The organism is Tolypothrix sp. VBCCA 56010, assembly GCF_050875635.1.
Taxonomy (GTDB): Bacteria; Cyanobacteriota; Cyanobacteriia; order Cyanobacteriales; family Nostocaceae; genus Hassallia.
Genome location: NZ_JBPAOH010000077.1, coordinates 1 through 19,116, shown reverse-complemented (window position 1 = coordinate 19,116; position 19,116 = coordinate 1). Strand labels below are relative to the sequence as shown.

Genomic DNA, 19,116 nt, shown 5'->3' with positions numbered 1-19,116 from the left:
ATATTCCATCTGAGAAATGCTAGGGGACTAAGGCTTTTCCTCTGCTAAAAAGCGCTCTTATTTGACTTACCTGGCATCATCACAACCAATTTAAATCCAAAAAGGGCTACACAGCCCTTTTTTTTTATTGGGTGAATATCAAGCGTCCTAGCGATTGGCAAGAAGTTTTCCCAGTTCCTAATCCAAGCGTCCCCAATTTAAAGATGTCATGAATGACTTTTTTAAATTTCAGTAATTTTGCGGAAAAAAGTTGCTCGTATCTATATAAATCTTTTTTAGCTTCAGTTTATCTCTAGACGAAAACCCGATCGTTAATAAAAAAAATTAAGTACAATTTCGGTTTGATAATTAGTAACAAATTTTATATTTTTTGTCTAGGTACTTTTTTATAGCTATAGGTCATCCCAAAGCTAAATAAAAAACACTCATATTTCCCCTTTCAAGAACTCTTTTTCACTGTCTGTTTGACTTATAAAAGCGGTGCTATGCCAACCACTGTCACCTACGAACTGAAGCATGAAATTTGGCAGTTGTTGCGAGAATATCAGCAATCCCCCTCGGCAACTGTTCGCAATCAACTGGTAAAACTTAATTTTGGACTGGTGAGAAAAGAAGCTCACTACTGGATGAATCAATGTCAGGAAAACTATGAAGACTTGCTCCAGGTGGGCTGTTTAGGTTTAATTCGAGCTATTGAAAAATTTGAAATTTGCAAAGGTCATGCTTTCAGTTCCTTTGCCATTCCTTACATTCGGGGTGAAATTCAACACTACCTCCGAGATAAAGGTGTCACCGTGCGGATTCCCCGACGCTGGTTAGCGCTGCAACAGCAGTCAATAGGAGTTTCGCGTTCTTTGCGCGAAAAATACAATCGTCAGCCAACTGACTCGGAATTAGCAGCAGCGCTCTTAATTTCTACAAGCGAATGGCAAGAAATTAAATTAGCATGGGTCAATCGCGCTCCATTAAGCCTAGATGTGCCTGTACAGGACGGAGAAGAAAATTCTACTAACTTGGGAGAATTGGTTCCAGATAACCGTTACCGCAGCTTTCAACTAGCGCAAGAAGACCAAATTCGCCTGCAACAAGCACTCTTTCAGCTAGAAAAACGCACCCGCGAAGTTTTAGAATGCGTATTTTTACAGGACTTGACACAAAAACAAGTTGCAGAACATTTAGGAATTAGTGTAGTAACAGTTTCCCGGAGAGTTAAAAAAGGGCTGGACTTGTTGAAACATTTAATGTCTGTGGCAGAAGATTAAATGCAAATAATATCAGTAATTTTTCATCCGCATTTTCACGCTTACTGACAGTATTTAAAGCCATCTTTAAAAAGCAAAAAAGTAGGTTATAAAAGGAACAGATTTCGCCTTTGATGTAAATTTCATCAGGTAGATTTCAATTAACAAATTTTCCTATAGCTTTTGAGAACGGTTAATGGGCAGAAATTTAAAAATTGCAGTGGCAGCTATTTTGGCTTTAGCGATCGCCTCTTGTGCTTCCGAATCAGAACAAGCTAGTAATCCTACGCCAACTCCCAACAGCGCACCAACTCAGCCCCCATCGGCGATTCAATCGTTTAAAAATCCAGTTGTACCTGCTAAACAGGCTCCAATAGTAGCTTCTACTACTCCTAACTTAATTCAACCAACTAATGCCACAGAGCGGGTAATTGTAGTGCCAAAAGGTCGCCCTGACCCGTTTGGACAACTTTTCTCGCCGACGTATGCCAGCACGTCGAACACGAACACGAACACGCCTACTACATTTGGCAGATCGGTTCCGGTGTTACCTCCCCTACCAGTTGCTAGGCGTGCAATAATTACGTCAAGAAAAGTTCCCACACGCAGCGCGGTAATATCAGCCAAAACTAGAATACCGAGTCAGCCACAACTTTTGAGGGCACAAAAGAATAAAATAAATAAAATAAACAAAGGAGCGATCGCTTCTGCACGCCTACCAAAACCTAGCCCTGGTTTTACTCCAGTCGTACCCAAGGTTTTACCTTTAGTTGTCCCCAACCCGACTTTAGTATCTGTATTACCACCGCCAGTACAACCTGAATTAGCAAGAGCAGTTCTTGTCACAGGTGTAGTTTTAATTGGTCAAGAACCCCAGGCAATTATCAAAGTACCAAATGAACCGACGAGTCGCTATGTGCTGGCAGGACAGCGATTGGCAAACGGTGTACTGGTAAAACGTATTGAAATGAATGAAGGCTCTAACCCAGTCGTGATTTTTGAACAATACGGTATGGAAGTTGCTAGAAATGTAGGAGAATCGCCTATCAACGCAGCTTCACCCGCGACAACACCGGAAAACCCTGTTTCAGTCACAACACCACCCCAAAATCCTACTAGTACCGGAGCTTGATAAAGATGGAGACGAAGGAGAAAATTGAATTTCCTGGGTTGCCTTTAGCAGTCTATCAAGAAATAGCGGCTCATCTGCGTCAAGTCGAAGGGGTAGAAGTCAGTTTAATTCCCCAGTCGTCTCCACAGTTTGATTACAATCAAAGTCAAATCGCCGACTTAGAGATATCTTGGATGCCAAACTCTAATGCAGAAAGTCGGCAACGTGTCAAGGAAATTTTGGCTTACTATCAAAATTGCTATGGTGTTTGACAACTGAAGTTTAGATCTTTTTGAACTAGTCCGCTAGTCAAGATTTATTGGGGTGAAGTTAATCTACCCAACCAGAGCGTTAGTTTGTTGGGTAGTTTGTTTTTAGCTTATTTATTATTTAAGAATCTTAATATTTTCGGCGATCGCTTTTCATAAATTTAGCAGCAATTAGAATTCCCGGACACCTATAAAAGTGAGGCGGCTAATTGTTATATAGTTATAGAAGACTCCAAAAGCTTTGGTTTAGATAAGTACCCGCATATACAAGAAAACCTTCACTGTTAGACCAAAATGTCCTTACAGATGCTTGGCAGAGCTTGTAGTGAAAGGATGGCAATATCAATATATACAATATAAAATAATACACTTGTGACCAAAATCACTGTGCATTGAAGTTCGCGTGCGTTATCTTAGCGAGGAATAATGGGTGCGCGTAAGCACATAGGTAAAACTCTCTTGTTTAACTAACGGGGATGAAAGAAAGTGCCGCGAGTTGCATTCGCCGAGTATCTTGTGCAATAAGTCTAATATACTGATTAGTAAATATATTATTTGTGATATTTACACAAGTTATCCCTGGACAACCACTTAGCTCTGTACAAAAAATCGGTTTAAATTTAGTCTCAGTTTTGCATGGCAAACGGGATGTTGTCTTGGCTATTGATTTGACGGAAAGCGTCGGATTGAATGATGAGGGTCGTATTCGCTTACGTCAGATTGTTGAAGATAGCCTAAAACCGGGAGATTCAGTTTACGTTGTTCCTTTTGATAAAAATGTAGCTTTAGAAGAAGTTCCGCCCGGTGTAAATCCATTGGGAACACCCATACAATTTAATATTAAAAGTCAAGAAAATATTGACAAAGTATTAGCAAAAATACCTTTTGCCTTTGATCCAAACCGCTACGGCACAGATATTCAGCGAGCTGAATTAAGTATTTATCAAGGTCTTGCTCAAATCAATCAAAATCGTCTCCAGAAAAGTCAACCAATCAAGCCGCAGTCAGTTGTTTGGGTTACAGACGCGCCTTTATTTACCCAACCGGGAATTACCTCACAAGTGTGGGTGGAAACTCCGGCTATTAGTCCTTTTCGGATAGCAAACTCTCCAGAAAGTCAACAGCGACAAGCCTGGATTAAAGCTTTGCCGATAAAAGAGCGATCGCGCTCAATTACAACCAATAACAACAAAGAATATAAACTCACTGTCGTTGATATTGCGCCTACTGTCCAGGAAATTTGTACGCCAGCACCAGGGGGTGAAGAAACTTGTTTAGTTACTCCTTATTTAATTAAGCAGTTGTGGCTACCAAGTTTAATTTCACTATTAATATTTGCGGGTTTGCTTTTTGGGTTAATTAAATTATTGCGTCTACAAAAGAAGTGGGAATTGAAAGTTGATTTTGAAGCCACAGAAAACCCCGAAGACCAAAAATGTAGATTACCAAACAACAAACGCATTGCAATTGGTGAATATGATGCTTCTTGTACAGATTCTATTGACTGTCCAGGTTCAGAAGTCAGAGCATATTTAGAGAGGAAAGGCGAGAGGTTATATTTAGTACCAACTAATTCAGCACAAATTTATTACAACAATAATGAAATTACGTCGCGCACTTTCATCTCTAGTTCTACGTTCCGGATAAATTGTCCATATAAAAATCGCGACTACCAAATAGTAATTAAAGTTAAAAAATAGTATCTACGGAATTAAAGCATGATTAACAGCACTGCAAATGAACTTCAATATCGCGGAATAAATCGCACAATTTGTGTAGGATTAGGCGGTACTGGACGCGATGTTTTGATGCGAATTCGGCGGCTAATTGTAGACCGCTATGGCGATTTAAACAACTTACCAATTGTTAGTTTTGTCCATATCGATACCGATAAAGCCGCAACCCAAGTAACTGGTATTCGTACAGGAAGTACTTATCATGGCGTTGACCTCAGCTTTCGGGAAGCAGAGAAAGTCAGTGCTACTATGTCCTCTGCTGAAGTTACTATGTTTGTGGAAGGATTGGAGCGGCGTTCAGAATACACTGGCTATGGACCTTATGACCATATTGGTAGATGGTTTCCCCCTCAATTACTACGAAATATTAAAGCAGTAGAAGAAGGTGCAAAAGGTATTAGACCCGTTGGAAGACTGGCTTTTTTCCACAATTACCAAAAGATTAAAACAGCAATTGAAACAGCAGAAAAACGTACAAGAGGACATGATTCTCTATTGCTAAGAGAAGGTTTAAGAGTGGAACCGGGACTAAATATTTTTGTCGTGGGTTCTCTTTGCGGCGGTACAGGAAGCGGAATGTTTTTAGACGTTGCTTATAGTCTTAGGCATCTTTATGGCAGTCAAGACGCTCAAATTGTCGGCTATTTAGTGATTAGTCCAGAATTGTATGGTAACACTCCCAATATGAGTGCCAATACTTATGCTGCTCTCAAAGAATTAAATTATTACAGCAGTTCCGGCACAAAGTTTGAAGCTTGTTATGATATTCCAAATTTGGTGTATGTGCAGCAGCCGCGACCGCCTTTTGACTACGCTTATTTAGTTTCCAGTCAAACAGGTGGCGAGTATCAAATCTTAGCACAAGGTAAGTTGTGCAACGTTATTGCTCATAAGATTGCTTTAGACTTTTCTGGTGAATTAGCACCAGTAGTTAAAGGCAACAGAGACAATTTTCTGCAACACATGATTAAGTGCGATAAACACCCACGTCAGAATGTCCAACGTTTTTTAACATTTGGACTGGCGGCTATTTATTTCCCTCGCGATACCATTGTTCAAATTGCCTTAAATCGTGTCAGTTTAGAACTAGTAAAATTCTGGTTAAATGGCGAAGGTCAAAGTCCAGACCCCTCAAGTCTACTTGAACAATTTTTAATTCAGTATCGTTGGCACAGCGACCAAGCGAAAAAGGATGGTATAACTACCAGACTAACTGAATCTGTCCAAGAATCTAATAAAAATTTTAGTAATATAATCAACGCTTGGAGAAATAAATTAGAACGGTCAATCTCTGATTGCCAAAATAAAGATGACCGGAATGGTATAAGACAACAGTTGTCAAGAGAGTTTCGCGAACAATTTAGGAAAATTCAACCCGGTGAGACTGAAAGTAGCAGGGGAATTTGGCTAACAAAAGTGCAACAAATTCGTTCTACCATCAGCAAAGAACTGAAAACAAATATTGATGACTTTATCAATCAATTACTTACTCCCATAGAGCCTAACTTCTCGATTAAAAGCACCCGCAACTGGCTAGATGCTTTACAACATGAATTGCATAACTATCAACGCAATAATCAGGAAGAAATCACCAATTTGGGCAGTATGAAACGCTCGGAAGATATAGATAAAAAATGGCATGATGCTGAACAAATAATTGAAGAAATTGAGCAGAAAGCTGGTATTCCATTACTCAACAATAAAAATAGCCAAGTACAAGCTGAAGCTAAAAGGGTGGTACGGGAAGTCTATGACCTGATTAAGCATAATTTTGAGTTGGAAGTCTTTCAGTCAGCGCTACGAATTGTCAGTGAGTTGCAAAGGCATGTTCAAGAAAGAGCAACTCAAGTAGCTGCTTTTAATGCAAGCGTAGAAAATTTGCAAAGCACTTATGAGAAACAAGAGCGGGATTTGAGACAACTGAATTTTGATGAAATGAGCGGTGAAGCAATATTTGATAGTGAAGATATTGATAGCTGTTACCAAAATATGTTACCAGAAGATGATGTTCGCCACCAGTTAGTGTTTGTCAGTTCAGAAATTACAGAACCAACGGGACGGGGACAATCTTTAGCAAGTTTTATAGACCGCGATCGCACGACTCCATACCAACTGCAAAAAGAAGTCGATCTTAAGGTTGATAGCATATTCACTTCTCGCGGTATCAATATAGTTAATGTGATTAAGCGCTTCATGCAAAACTACTCAGTTGCAGCACGTTCAACTCGCTTGGCACAAATTATGCAAGAAGCTGAACCCCTGCTGCGTCTTAATTTGACTGACCCCTATTTCCACGATGACCTTGCTAAAAGTAGTAAATTAGTGGGATTTAAAGACACAGATGAGTTAGAAGTAAAACAGTTTAAAACTTTGCTGGGACAGGATTTGGGAATTGCTATAAGTGTAATCAAACCGACTCAAGCTGACGACGAAATTTTAATTGTGAATGAGTACGCTGGTTTTCCTCTAAGATTAATCGGCAATCTAGAAAGGATGAGAAACCCCTACATCCGTGAACAGAGTTCTGCGACATCTTTTCTACATAATGATTATCGCGCAACATTTCCTGATATCATCCCTCCTGATGCGAGAATAATCGAGGAATTGGAGGATATTTTCTATCCTTGCCTAGCGTTTGGGTTATTAGAGAAAAACCAGCAAAACCATGAATTAGAATTTCAATATTATGATGAATCTCGCTATAGTTATAATACTGCGTCTCTGAATCCTGAGTGGAGTCAAGCTTTGGAGCAACTTGCTAACCGCAAGAATATGAGTGAAGCTTTGCAGAAGCTTTTAGATGATGAAATTGCTCAAATAGAAAGACAACCTGAACTTTTGGACAATGAATATTTTCCTAAATTGCGGCAGTTTGTCAAGGAAGTTGATAAATTACCTGAAGATAGTCCTAATTACCCCTACAAAGTTACAGTATTAGGAACTTATGCAAACAATGATCCCACAGCTAAAGAGGGAATTATTAATCGTTTCCGTAGAAAGCTAGAGCAGCGATTTAAAATACAACAGCAAATTGCTCCACCAACAAATACATTAAATCAGAAAGCTATATCTGGGGAGATAGTTGTTGTTGATTACCCTGTAGATGGCGATAATATGACAAAACGGCGTTTAGAAATCAAGCATTTAAAACAAGATTTGGATGATGGTATTCTAAGTCAAGAAGAGTACGATCGCTTGCGTCAAGAAATATTCAATAAATACCCAGTGTAATCTAGCTAGTTTGTAGTTGTGATGCGCGTGCATCGCAATTACAAAACACAACCTACTAGTTTTTAATATACTCCCAAAATATTAAGAGTGTTTTCATGCCATTCATACCACCTTACTTAATTATTTTCACTATTGTACTTGTAATTTTGCCATCTATAGCTGCTTTTGTTTCACGCAGGTCTCTCTATCAACATCTGGTTGGAGAAGCTGACAAAGTTAAAATGCTGATTGGTGGAAACAAAAGTGTAACAGAACCTCAGACTGTCAAAAATATTAAAAGCAGATTTCAACAAGCTAGTATTCAATTAGATAATGTTAATACGGCAGCTTTAATTGACCAAGTTTATAGCCAAGAAAAGATTAAAGTGCATTTCTTAGTTTTTACTCAAGAAGTTAGTTGTGACCAAATCGATTATTTCTGCCGCATTCTACCTAATTTATTGCTAGCTTTTGGCTTACTCGGTACTTTTTTGGGTATTACAATTAGTTTGTCAGAAATCAATCAAACAATCAATCAAACGACTACTAGTAATGTAACTACTTTAGTGACTGAACTAAAGAAACCATTACAAGGCATGAACGTTGCCTTTTTTACTAGTTTAATAGGACTATTCTTTAGTGTTGTCTTGACGGTAGTTAACTGGTTACAAAATACTAGCCAAGCCAAGTATCGACTTATTAGTTCTTTAGAAGATTACTTAGACAATATTTATCAACCAACAATAGATGGTCATACTCGTCTTGATAAAGCTGTTGACAGAATGGCTAATTTGCAAAATGAATTTTTAACTAACTTTGGTAAGAATGTTCGGGATGTCGTTGAGCAATCTTTAGGAAAAGTAGCCAAAGAAATTGCGGAAGAAAATAAAAAAGCCAATGAACTAGCAAAACAAGTTTATGAGGGTTTTACAGTATCTTCTGGAACTATATCTGCTGCTGCTACTGAATTTAAGATTGCTGGTGAAGAACTGAAGGCAAAATCTGAGATATTTAAACAAGCTGCTGAAACATTTGATAAAAGCCAGTTTCCCCAGAGATTATCAGATGCTACAGCAGATTTGGCTAACACACAGACAAGATTTTCTCAGTCTGCTGCAAGTTTGGCTGATACTGTAATATCTATTGCAACAGCAGTCAGTGAAGTTCAGCGTTTAGGAGAAGAAATAAGAAGTGTTAATCAAACTTCAGTGAAAGTATTAGAATCGCATCAAACTAACCAAAACTCTCTTAGCGAGATTATTCCTCAACTTAAGCAAGGTGCTACCAATTTAGGAAGAGTGACTAAAAAAATTGATAATTTAGAGGAAAAAATTGCGAATAAAGCTGATAGTTTCAATGGGCTAGAAGTTACTCTGACAGAGTTGGTAGGTATGGTCAGAAGCTATACGGAAGGGGTAAATTTGGGAATTGAGTCTTTAGGCGATCGCTTTATTTTAAACTTATCTGAGCAACTCGACACTAACAACCAACAATTTCATACTGTTGTCTCTAATCTAGAAGGTTATGCAAATCAGTTAAACGTCCAAATTGACACATTAAAGTTAGATTTGATGGAGTTACTCAAATACAACAATGTGAAAACAACTTCAGAAAACAAAAAGATAAGCGATCGCTTGCTTGGAGGTATTCAAGAAGCAACTGAATATAATATCAAAAGTTATCAAAATGTAGGAACAAAAATTAAAGAAAGCGTTCAACAATGTATTCAAGAACTTAGTGACATTAAGGAAGAACTTTCTCAAATTAAAAAAGAGTCAAGTAGATAATTTTTCCAATAACTCAGAAACATTAAAATTTTCTCTTAAATATAATAAAATAATCTCAACTTCCAATTATGCCTCGTCGTTCGCGGAATACTCATTACAATGAAGACCTGAATATTTGGTCTGCTTTCACAGACTTAATGTCCAATGCCTTCATGATACTTCTTTTCTTATTGTTAATAGCTAGCGCCAAGTATACAATATCGCAAATATCTAATAATAAAAATACAGGCACACCGCCAATTTTGTTGATAAAAGATGAAAATTACCGATTTGACCCTGGGAGCGCGGAAATACCAAGGGCAATGTCTGATTATATCAGAAATAAAATCGTACCTGATATTGAAAAAAATACAAAAAATTTTCAAATAAATACGGTTGAAATAATCGGTCATACTGATGAAGAATCTATTGGTAGTACCACAAGCAATCTAGACCAGAATTTAGAAAAAGTAGCTAGTGGTGAAATAAGAGTCGGCGATCTCAAAGCAGGCTCTAACGCCGACTTAGGATTGATGCGTTCCCTCGCAGTTGTCAGAGTGTTGCTTGACATCCAAAAACAACAGGGTAGGATGCAAGGAATTAATCTTCGCGCCTATTCAGCTGCACAGTTAATACTACCAAATGGGGGGTTTGCCCCTATACCAAAGAACCAGCGTCAGGGAGATGCCACACGACGACGCATTGAAATTCGCTTTACCCGCTTGGGTGAAGTCACAGAAGTAAAGTAAAAAGTACACGGGAGTTGCAACAGAGGTGTAATTGTTCTTTTGTATAAACAGGTGATGAAATTACAAATTCCTGGGGTACACTGGCTAGCAAAGTAATGCAAAATATTACTGTGCTTCCCTTCGGTTTCGGCATCACCCACAATGGAACACTGGCAATTTCTAATACAGAAACAGGGCGATCGCTCTTGGCATACCTTGGAATCGCCAAACTTAGAAATACTCTCAGGTCGGTATCGAGTTTTGGCTCGCTCTAACCGTCCCAATATAGATGTAGAAGTGCGCGTAATTCATTCCTCCACTCAGGAAGTTCCTCTTCTACGACGAGTTCAAAAGCGATCGCGTCGCACTAACAATGAAGGCTTAATGGCAGTTATCCCCTTCACCCACTTGAAACCGGGAGTTTGGGAGTTACGATGCTCTGGCGATTTGATGTCTGATATGCTCGGTAAATCCTGGCAACATACTATCAAAATACAAGTTCTGCCCGAATCAACTGTTTTATCGGATGTCAGGATGGACGACTCTGACCATCATCATCAGAGCGATGACGATGACGATGACGATCGCGAAGATACTTTTTCTCATCGCAACAGCTTATCAACAACCGCAGCCCAAACTTCTAGTACGATACATAACACTATCACCGTTAAGGCATCAGTAATTACTAGAGAAAGTAACGCTGCGACTACTGAGCCTTTGCCAACTATAAAAGAAGAAGATGTACCTATTACCCCAGTATGGGTCAAAGGTGAAACGGCAGAGCAAATTTTACAAAACTTATTAGAGTTAGCTTTACCCGCTTCTGAATCTCTGCTAAACGATGAAGAGATAAAAGAAACTCCAGAAGAGCAAGCACCGCCACCACTACTGCTAACCTTAGAGCAGGAAACTTATGTTGCTCGTTGGGGAGAAACTCTCTGTGTCAATGGACGCGTAGAATTAAAACAAGAGCTGCTGAGTGACACATCAGATTTAGAAAGCGTCTGTGCGGCAGAAGTGCGAATTGAAATGCGATCGCCCCAAAAATCGGAAATATTAACTCAAGTCAGGCAACCTTTACCTGAAAAGATTTTACCGTGTACTATTAGCAGTCAGATTGAAATTCCGGCTGATTGCGAATCTAAGCTGATTTTAGCAGACATGAGTTTCTATGGCGCACTCGCTGGAATTGGTGAGGTAACACTGTTAGCCAGCCAGTCTTTCACAATTACAGCAGATGTGACAGAATTACTGGCAATTACCACTGCTGTCAAACATAGTACACCAGAACTAGATTCTCAGCTAGCGCCGCCTATCAATCAAGAACCATTACCATCAACCCTTGATTTACAACTGTTTAATCTGGTAAAAAGCGTAAGATACGATCGGAATTTGGTTTTTCAGACATCGCCGAAAAAAGCTTTACCACCGCGAATTGATCCGCGATCGCTAAGGAAATCAGCAGCGCGTAGAAGTGCTTCTTCTCAAAAGACATCGCCTGAATTGCCAACGTTTTCTCACGGGCAAACTAAAATGATAGCTGCTGCTGTTGTTTTGGACACGTCGCCAAAATCGCAGCGTTTAGAGAACACAGATACTATAACCGAGCGTCAAGTACCAATAATTGAGGAACAAACAAGACTTTCTCTGAGTGCAGGCTCTACTTTTAGATATTTGACACCGCTTAAACCTTTACCTACTGACTTTGAAGCAGTTCAAAGCAACGTGCAAGATGCTTTGGATTATCAAACTCATGAGGAATCGCCGCAGCTTAATACTACTGTAGCTGAGTCGGAAAATGCAATTGACTTAGAAGGCTCTCCAGATGCACCGGAATTAGTCGAACTGGATGCGCGATCGCCGGATAATTCTTTTGCAGAAGTAGTTCTTCCGCAAGCTTCTGAATTAATCACACCAGACAACCCCTATTCATCCCCTTTAATCAGAAAGTGGATGCAGACTCAAGGCTACTCGTTGCCTGAACCGATCAATGTGCAGCCTCAGAACTACTATAGCTATACTCCAGCTAACCAGACTATTTCTGAAGAATATCCGCTTTCTTTGGACGAACAAACTTTGACTGCTGATGTTAATTTGCCGTTAGTATCTGATATGGAGACACAACAAGGCGATATTGAGGAAGAAGATACGGACACGCTACCTGAGGGAAAAGTATCAGAAGTTTCCTTCTCCCCGCAAGTACCACAATTAGCACCTGCCCCTCATCCTCAAATACAGCCAAGTTGGTTGGCACAAGAGATTGTTGTAGATGATACAGCAGATGAATCTGAAGCCGATACTACGCAAAGCGGTTTGTTGAAGCAAAAAAACGAACCTGTTACAGATTTATCGGTTTCTCTAGCTATAGCAGCGGCTAATTGGAATCCATTGCCAATTCCGCAACTGCATGTACCAGAAGGTGAACTTATCGCTGGCAAGTCTGTGAGGGTGCGCGTGCATCTGCCTTACGTGCGGGAGCAAATGGCTGTAAAGTTGTGGATGGAGGATTGTCAAACTCGCTGGTTGCTAGACGGTCCGCATTTGCTGAAGAATTTGCTACCTAATTCTTTGGGAGATTTGGAGGTGATGACTCAATTAAATATTCCCTTTGGCTGTTTGGAAATTCGCTTAGAGGCGATCGCTATAGATATGGCAACTCAACAGGAAAGTCATAAAGTTACAATCACAAGGACTGTGATTCCTCCAGATTTGCCAACTTTGCAGCTAGATGAACTGCTGGGAATATAAGCTTGCGGGGAGTTAAGGGGAAAATTTTTATCCCTACCCCTTATAAAATCTCAATTTGTTAAAAATATGATAGATTTTCAAAAATGAGGCACAATTTGCAGTAAGCTCCAGAATGAATTGCAGTGAGATTTAACAGGAATCTTTACTATGTCAGCTTCATTTTTGCCTTCTATCTTGGTTCCTCTGACTGGTTTAATTTTTCCAGCAGTGGTATTTGCGTTCATGCTTATATACATTGAACGCGAAGATATAGCCTAAGTTTGGATAAATCCCCAATCCCAAAAACCGATGATTAATTTTTCATCGATTTTTTGCAGATTTATCAGGCTACTCAAAATTAAAATACCGCCTATCTTTAAAAGACAGGCGGTTTTTTTTATGCTGATTTCTCAACAATTGCGCTTAAAATTCACACAGCAGCGGTATTCAGTTCCAGCCACAATTATATGGAAGAACCGATTCCGGCGTAAGCCCCGTAAAAGAAAATGCCTACAACAGTAATTACACCTAACCCTGCGATTGTAGCGACAACCCACAGGGGAATTCTTCCACTTCCAGACACAGCTTTTCTCCTCCCTTAATAAAAAAATCAACGCTTGTTAAATAAACAAGGATTAATACCAGTGGTTCTTTGTTAGTTAAAGAAGTAACTGGAAAATAGAATCCCCAGAACAAAAATCAGTAGTAGTCCCAGGTAAAGCGAAGTCCGGTTTAGTTCGACCGGCTGTTTATTAGGATTTGGCGATCTATCCATGAGTTCCTCCTAGCGTTGAATAAACTGCATTGAAGCGATCGCACCCAAAAAGAACACGGTGGGTACAGCTAGAGTGTGAACTGCAAGCCATCTAACCGTAAAAATCGGGTAAGTAATTGGTTGATTAACGTTATTGCCGGTGGTCATGTCAAACTATTTTCCTGTAAATTGTTCAATTTGCTTTTTAGCTTCAAAACGATCTTTAACAATTGGCGGTGCTACTTGCTCCGCTCTTGGGTAATATTCGTTCGGACGGGGTGTGCCAAATACATCATAAGCCAGTCCGGTGCTAACAAATAACCAACCTGCAATAAATAATGCTGGGATGGTGATGCTGTGAATCACCCAGTAACGAACGCTGGTAATAATGTCCGAAAACGGACGTTCTCCAGTGGTACCTGACATTTAGACTCCTACCTTAGAATGAAGATTGTTCTTGAGAATATTATCCTACAAAGTTTAGAAAGAGTTACAACTTGCAACCTAGTTCTCATAAATTGCAAGAAAAATACCCAAACTGAGATTAAGACTTAGCGTCTGACTTCAAAGAGTAAGCAACACTTGGTTGATATTTTAGTAAAATACCGCGATCGCCAATAATAAATCCGTGTTCCGGAGAAAAGAACACAATTTTATACAAATTCGCCGGAACTCCTTCCACATCACGGTCTTTTTCCCAGGTTTTGCCACCATCAGCACTCCGCAGCAAGTTACCACTACCACCACCGAGCCAAATTTCTTCGGGTGTGCGATATGCCATATCTAGTAAGCCCCAGCTTGTAGAGACTTCTGGATATTGAGCTTCCAGCCATTCTTCAGGTTTTTCTGGGTCATTAAATTGGACTTGACCGCCTCGTGCTAGCATCCATAATTGCCCATTATCGGTAAACCCCATATTTTCAACTCGTCTAGAACTATTGCGGTTATGAGGAACCCAAGCAGTTTGTCCCGGTTCCCAAGTTGAGTAGAAGTTACCTTTGGCAGAAACGCCAACATATTTACCATCAGGCGATCGCTTGATGTTACGCAGCACACCAACTGCTTGTTCTACCTGTGCTTTCCAGTTTTTACCGCCGTCTGTAGTCTTATATATTGCTCCTACATTTGTAACCATCTCGGCTGAGTTTTTTCCCAATGCCAAAATGCTAATTGGACCGCCGGGTAGCTTTTCGCTTACGGGAATGCGCGACCACGAAGCACCTTCATCAGTAGTGTGCAATACCAGACCTGGCTCTCCGACTATCCACCCTTCTTTAAGCGAAAAACTGACTGAGTTAAACCGATACTTCGGATCGTCAAGTTGCAGTGTTAAAGGTTTCCAAGTTTCACCACCGTCTTTTGTTTCCAACAAAGTAGCGCTGCTACCGACTAAATAGCCATGCTGAAGGTTATCAGTAAAGGCAATATCCAGCAGTTTCGCCTGTGTTGGCACAGTAATGATTTCCCAAGGATTGTAGCTGGTAGAGGGAACTTTGCTACAACCTATACACATGAGGACGACTACCAACAAGGCAAGTATTCTTTGCCAACTTCTTACAATTGAATGCATCTGTATTTTTTAGTTTCTTCTAAATTTGTCTAGGGTTTTTCAAAGGTTACTTTAAGTAATCGGTTTTTACGTAGGTAAGGCAAACGCCCAACTTACTGTAAACCGTAGAGACTTAAAAAAAACAAGAAAGCAAGAGCCAATGCACCGAAAATCAGGATATTTTTTTGGGTCGGTGTCAGCTGGTTGACACCCAATCCATAACCGAGATTTTCCTTAAAGCCGGATGCTGTGCCTTGGGGACCGACATTGGCGAAAGCGTTCTTTTTCGCAGCACAAACCGGGCAGCGCCAGGTTATGGGCAATTCTGCGAAAGGTGTTCCTGGGGGAATGTCATTGCTGTCATCTCCCTTTTCAGGTTGATAGATGTAACCGCAAGCACGACACTCGTAGCGGTCTAACTCTTGAGTCTCAACAGCTTGTTCACTCATGGCGGCTAAGGGGCGAATATTAAATATACGTTAAAAATTATGACATAACTGTTAGACTTTTCTATCACAATCAAAAAGGAATCAAATACCTCAAGCCTGTCTGTTTCGCAGCATTCAGCATCCATCAAAAAGATATAATGTATAGGGATTAGGGTAATGGTACTGGTGACTGGGTACTAGGAAGAAACAGATTTATGTGAATAATCTCTTTCAAGCGTTCCTAGTCCCTAGTCCCCAGTCCCCAATCCCCTTGACCCCAATAGCGGTAGGTAGATATTTATTGTGTTTGTCCTCAGCGGTTACGAATACCTTCTAGGCTTCTTATTAGTCTGTAGCCTAGTGCCTGCCCTGGCGCTTTCAGCGTCGAAGCTCCTCAGACCCAGTGGTCGCAACCCGGAACGGCGCACCACCTATGAATCCGGCATGGAACCCATCGGTGGAGCTTGGATTCAGTTCAATATTCGCTACTACATGTTTGCGCTGGTCTTCGTGGTCTTTGATGTGGAGACTGTGTTTCTCTATCCTTGGGCGGTCGCTTTCCACCGTTTGGGGCTATTGGCATTTATTGAAGCACTGATTTTTATTGCGATTCTTGTAGTTGCCCTAGTTTATGCATGGCGTAAAGGAGCTTTGGAATGGTCTTGAATACTAATTCAACTACCGAAGATAAAGAGCGAATTATCAATCCGATTGAGCGGACTACAGTTACTCAAGACCTTTCAGAAAACGTAATTCTCACTACGGTTGATGATTTATACAACTGGGCGCGGCTTTCGAGTTTGTGGCCCTTGTTGTTTGGTACGGCTTGCTGTTTTATTGAGTTTGCAGCTTTGATTGGTTCCCGATTTGATTTTGACCGTTTCGGACTAATTCCTCGTTCTAGCCCCCGGCAAGCTGATTTAATTATTACGGCAGGAACGATCACTATGAAGATGGCACCTCAGTTGGTGCGTCTTTATGAACAAATGCCGGAACCCAAGTATGTAATCGCTATGGGAGCTTGTACGATTACTGGTGGGATGTTTAGCGTGGATTCTCCCACAGCAGTGCGTGGAGTTGATAAGCTGATTCCCGTGGACGTGTATTTACCCGGTTGTCCACCGCGTCCAGAAGCAATTATTGACGCGATTATCAAGTTGCGGAAGAAGATAGCTAATGATTCGATGCAAGAGCGGAGTTTGATTAAGCAAACTCACCGCTACTACAGCACGACTCATAATATGAAGCAAGCCGAGCAAATTCTCACTGGTAAATATATGCAGTCAGAAACTCGCTTCACTCCGCCCAAGGAATTGACGGAAGCTATAGGTATGCCGATACCACCTGCGCTGCTAACACAGGGGCAAAAGGAGGAAGCTAGCCGTGGCTGATGAAGAATCCAAACCAGTACCAGTAGAAAAAGAGTCATTGGTACAAGCGGGTAAAGTTTCCCAATGGTTAACAGAAAATGGCTTTGCTCATGAGTTTTTGGCACCCGACCATAATGGGGTAGAAATTATTAAGGTTGAGCCAGATTTTTTGTTGCCAATTTCTACTGCACTGTATGCCTACGGGTTTAATTATCTTCAGTGTCAATGTGGTATTGATACTGGACCTGGACAGGAGTTGGTCAGTATGTATCACTTGATTAAAGTCGGTGATAATAGCGATCGCCCTGAAGAAGTGCGAGTAAAGGTGTTCTTACCACGAGAAAATCCCAGAGTACCTTCAGTTTATTGGATTTGGAAGACCGCAGACTGGCAAGAGCGTGAATCTTACGATTTATTCGGCATTGTCTATGAAGGACACCCGAATCTCAAACGCTTGTTGATGCCAGAAGATTGGGTAGGTTTTCCTTTGCGTAAAGATTACATCTCGCCTGATTTCTACGAGATGCAAGACGCCTACTAGAGTGAATAGCACCTCACACTCTTACCCCCCTCTTTAATTGTGAAGAGGGGGGTGATTTTTTGTTTCGCGCCTTTTTTCTGCACGATAAAAAGTAGGACTTATACCAATTCTTTAAAATCCGGATTCTACTGAATTATTGTCATTATGGGAATAATACTTTTTATAATACCAGCAATGTATCTAGGATTTTCCTTAATATTTTACCTGCAAACAATCATCATTGAAAAATCTTCTGTTGTACAATCTCTTTAACGAAGTTGGCAGATTGTTAAAGGCTATAGAAAAATGATTTTTTTGAAGTTACTGATACTGGGTGGTGCAACAAATCAGATAAATAGGATGACTTGGAGTGATGATGTCTCATATCATTCTTTGGACAGCTATTAAACTTATTTATAGTCCGATGTTTTATGGCATATAATACCACTATGTATAAAATAATTGTGGATTAAAATACAAGAAAAGATAACCAAGCAGTTACAGATAATAGAAAATGTTCATAATTACTTCGTTATGTTGTTGATTAAATTGCACTTAACTTAACCAACTTACAATATCACTAATAATGTTGAGTCAATAACTACCTTCTTTCAAAAACCTTTTAAACTCTCGCACAGCAACACTAGAACCAATCTGCCATCCTCGTTCAACGTACTGCGATATCAGTTTTTTCACATCAACATCAGGAAAATTATAACTCGTTTGACTTTCCTGATACTGTTGCCCATCGAACAGATAGATAAGTAAATTACTCCGGCGATAAATCCAAAGTTCAGTAGGGGCGATCGCTTGATAGTCCTCTGCTTTCGTAGTAGAAGTTAAATCAACCTCAATTGCTAAATCGGGAGGGGGGTCAACTTCAAAGTCAATGCGCTCCTTTGCTAAGATGCGCTCTCGATTTTGAACATAAAAACAGTAATCGGGTTCTGCTCCCTGTTGGTTTACACGCTTGAGAGTAATAGGTGTAAAAGCCTCCCAGTCCTGACCTTGATGTCGCAACATTGCCTTCACCAAGTCTGCTAGTATATCAGTATTTTTGCCATGCCCTGGCAAAGGTGACATAATTCTAATTTCTTGAGTAGCGCTGCTATATCGAATCTTTAGTCCCGCTTTATCCAGCCGACGGGTGAGTAAATCTTCATAATCATCCCAAGTTCTGAAACGCAGGATTAACTCATCCCCTGGAGCAAGTTCAATCGTACTTTGGGTGATGGTGGGTAATGTCATGAAAGTAATCCACCGCATGTTTAAATAATCATAGCAAAAACAAAAGCCTCCTCTAATTATTTAGAGAAGGCTTTATGTTTATTAAATTATAAATCCTGGCATCGAGCTATTTTGGCGTAGGGCTACCCCTAGACTATCGTCGCCGCTGCTGTGTTTCACCTCTGAGTTCGGGATGGGGTCAGTGTGGTTCCACCGCGCAATTAACACCAGGAAAACTTGTGGTTTTGGGGCATGGGGAATTGGGCATTGGGCAAAGATTTTAGTTATCTGTTTCATCAATGCCCGTTGCGATAGAGCCCATTGCCAATTAGCAAAACCCTTCAGACTGCTGTGTGAAGCGAATCAAACCAATTGTCTAGAGGTCAAGCCCTCGGTCTATTAGCACGGCTCGGCTGCATACATTACTGCACTTCCACCTACCGCCTATTAACAAGTGTTCTACTTGTGACCTTACCTACT

General features: G+C 40.4%; 19 protein-coding genes and 2 rRNA genes. 12 read left to right on the top strand and 9 right to left on the bottom strand.

Features of this window, described 5'->3' with window-relative positions; translation table 11 throughout:
- The first annotated feature begins 485 nt into the window (after positions 1-485).
- The 9 genes from AABK37_RS23625 to psaI all read left to right on the top strand — a co-directional run bounded on the left by AABK37_RS23625 (position 486) and on the right by psaI (position 13,067).
- Complete coding sequence (locus AABK37_RS23625) at positions 486-1,262, top strand: RNA polymerase sigma factor SigF (RefSeq protein ID WP_039748811.1); 777 nt, start codon at positions 486-488, stop codon at positions 1,260-1,262.
- A 175-nt stretch (positions 1,263-1,437) separates the two neighbouring features.
- Positions 1,438-2,373, top strand: coding sequence for a hypothetical protein (locus AABK37_RS23620; RefSeq protein WP_432553965.1), 936 nt, complete (start codon positions 1,438-1,440; stop codon positions 2,371-2,373).
- Positions 2,374-2,378: 5 nt separating this feature from the next.
- Positions 2,379-2,624, top strand: a complete 246-nt coding sequence (locus AABK37_RS23615) for a hypothetical protein (RefSeq protein WP_432553964.1) — start codon at positions 2,379-2,381, stop codon at positions 2,622-2,624.
- A 554-nt stretch (positions 2,625-3,178) separates the two neighbouring features.
- Positions 3,179-4,321, top strand: coding sequence for a vWA domain-containing protein (locus AABK37_RS23610; RefSeq protein ID WP_432553963.1), 1,143 nt, complete (start codon positions 3,179-3,181; stop codon positions 4,319-4,321).
- Between the two features lie 18 nt (positions 4,322-4,339).
- On the top strand, positions 4,340-7,588 hold the full coding sequence (locus tag AABK37_RS23605; RefSeq protein ID WP_432553962.1) for a tubulin-like doman-containing protein: 3,249 nt from the start codon (positions 4,340-4,342) through the stop codon (positions 7,586-7,588).
- A 95-nt stretch (positions 7,589-7,683) separates the two neighbouring features.
- Positions 7,684-9,354 (top strand): hypothetical protein, encoded by a 1,671-nt coding sequence (locus AABK37_RS23600; RefSeq protein WP_432553961.1) that lies wholly within the window; start codon positions 7,684-7,686, stop codon positions 9,352-9,354.
- Between the two features lie 68 nt (positions 9,355-9,422).
- Positions 9,423-10,082 carry a flagellar motor protein gene (locus AABK37_RS23595; protein WP_432553960.1) on the top strand — a complete coding sequence of 220 codons (660 nt, stop codon included), beginning with the start codon at positions 9,423-9,425 and terminating at the stop codon, positions 10,080-10,082.
- Between the two features lie 141 nt (positions 10,083-10,223).
- Complete coding sequence (locus AABK37_RS23590; RefSeq protein ID WP_432553959.1) at positions 10,224-12,809, top strand: hypothetical protein; 2,586 nt, start codon at positions 10,224-10,226, stop codon at positions 12,807-12,809.
- A 147-nt stretch (positions 12,810-12,956) separates the two neighbouring features.
- Positions 12,957-13,067 (top strand): photosystem I reaction center subunit VIII, encoded by a 111-nt coding sequence (gene psaI, locus AABK37_RS23585; RefSeq protein ID WP_432553958.1) that lies wholly within the window; start codon positions 12,957-12,959, stop codon positions 13,065-13,067.
- Positions 13,068-13,251: 184 nt separating this feature from the next.
- Here the strand turns inward: psaI and AABK37_RS23580 are convergent, their stop codons facing one another.
- From AABK37_RS23580 to AABK37_RS23555, 6 genes are all read right to left on the bottom strand, one after another.
- Entirely contained in the window at positions 13,252-13,371 is a 120-nt protein-coding gene (locus AABK37_RS23580) for a photosystem II reaction center protein J (RefSeq protein ID WP_089125458.1), read from the bottom strand.
- Positions 13,372-13,443: 72 nt separating this feature from the next.
- Entirely contained in the window at positions 13,444-13,563 is a 120-nt protein-coding gene (locus AABK37_RS23575; RefSeq protein ID WP_089125457.1) for a photosystem II reaction center protein L, read from the bottom strand.
- Between the two features lie 9 nt (positions 13,564-13,572).
- Positions 13,573-13,710, bottom strand: coding sequence for a cytochrome b559 subunit beta (gene psbF / locus AABK37_RS23570; RefSeq protein ID WP_039748821.1), 138 nt, complete (start codon positions 13,708-13,710; stop codon positions 13,573-13,575).
- A gap of 6 nt (positions 13,711-13,716) precedes the next feature.
- The gene (psbE, locus tag AABK37_RS23565) at positions 13,717-13,968 is read right to left on the bottom strand and encodes a cytochrome b559 subunit alpha (protein WP_089125456.1); all 252 of its coding nucleotides are present in this window, start codon (positions 13,966-13,968) and stop codon (positions 13,717-13,719) included.
- Positions 13,969-14,086: 118 nt separating this feature from the next.
- A complete protein-coding gene (locus AABK37_RS23560; RefSeq protein ID WP_432553957.1) occupies positions 14,087-15,112 on the bottom strand; it encodes a photosynthesis system II assembly factor Ycf48 in 1,026 nt (341 codons plus the stop codon).
- Positions 15,113-15,204: 92 nt separating this feature from the next.
- Positions 15,205-15,540, bottom strand: a complete 336-nt coding sequence (locus AABK37_RS23555; RefSeq protein ID WP_039748825.1) for a rubredoxin — start codon at positions 15,538-15,540, stop codon at positions 15,205-15,207.
- A gap of 282 nt (positions 15,541-15,822) precedes the next feature.
- Between AABK37_RS23555 and ndhC the strand changes: the two genes are divergently transcribed.
- From ndhC to AABK37_RS23540, 3 genes are read left to right on the top strand one after another with little or no spacing between them, the layout of a single operon-like run.
- Positions 15,823-16,185 (top strand): photosynthetic/respiratory NAD(P)H-quinone oxidoreductase subunit C, encoded by a 363-nt coding sequence (gene ndhC, locus AABK37_RS23550; RefSeq protein WP_026093494.1) that lies wholly within the window; start codon positions 15,823-15,825, stop codon positions 16,183-16,185.
- A complete protein-coding gene (gene ndhK / locus AABK37_RS23545; protein WP_089125453.1) occupies positions 16,176-16,910 on the top strand; it encodes a photosynthetic/respiratory NAD(P)H-quinone oxidoreductase subunit K in 735 nt (244 codons plus the stop codon). The genes ndhC and ndhK overlap by 10 nt, the downstream gene beginning before the upstream one ends.
- The gene (locus tag AABK37_RS23540; protein WP_432553956.1) at positions 16,903-17,430 is read left to right on the top strand and encodes an NAD(P)H-quinone oxidoreductase subunit J; all 528 of its coding nucleotides are present in this window, start codon (positions 16,903-16,905) and stop codon (positions 17,428-17,430) included. The genes ndhK and AABK37_RS23540 overlap by 8 nt, the downstream gene beginning before the upstream one ends.
- 573 nt (positions 17,431-18,003) lie before the next feature.
- On the opposite strand, the gene AABK37_RS23535 is transcribed toward AABK37_RS23540, so the two are convergent.
- The 3 genes from AABK37_RS23535 to AABK37_RS23525 all read right to left on the bottom strand — a co-directional run.
- Positions 18,004-18,657, bottom strand: coding sequence for a Uma2 family endonuclease (locus AABK37_RS23535; RefSeq protein ID WP_432553955.1), 654 nt, complete (start codon positions 18,655-18,657; stop codon positions 18,004-18,006).
- Between the two features lie 93 nt (positions 18,658-18,750).
- Positions 18,751-18,868 (bottom strand): 5S ribosomal RNA (rrf, locus tag AABK37_RS23530).
- A gap of 147 nt (positions 18,869-19,015) precedes the next feature.
- A 23S ribosomal RNA gene (locus AABK37_RS23525) occupies positions 19,016-19,116 on the bottom strand; the annotation flags it as partial.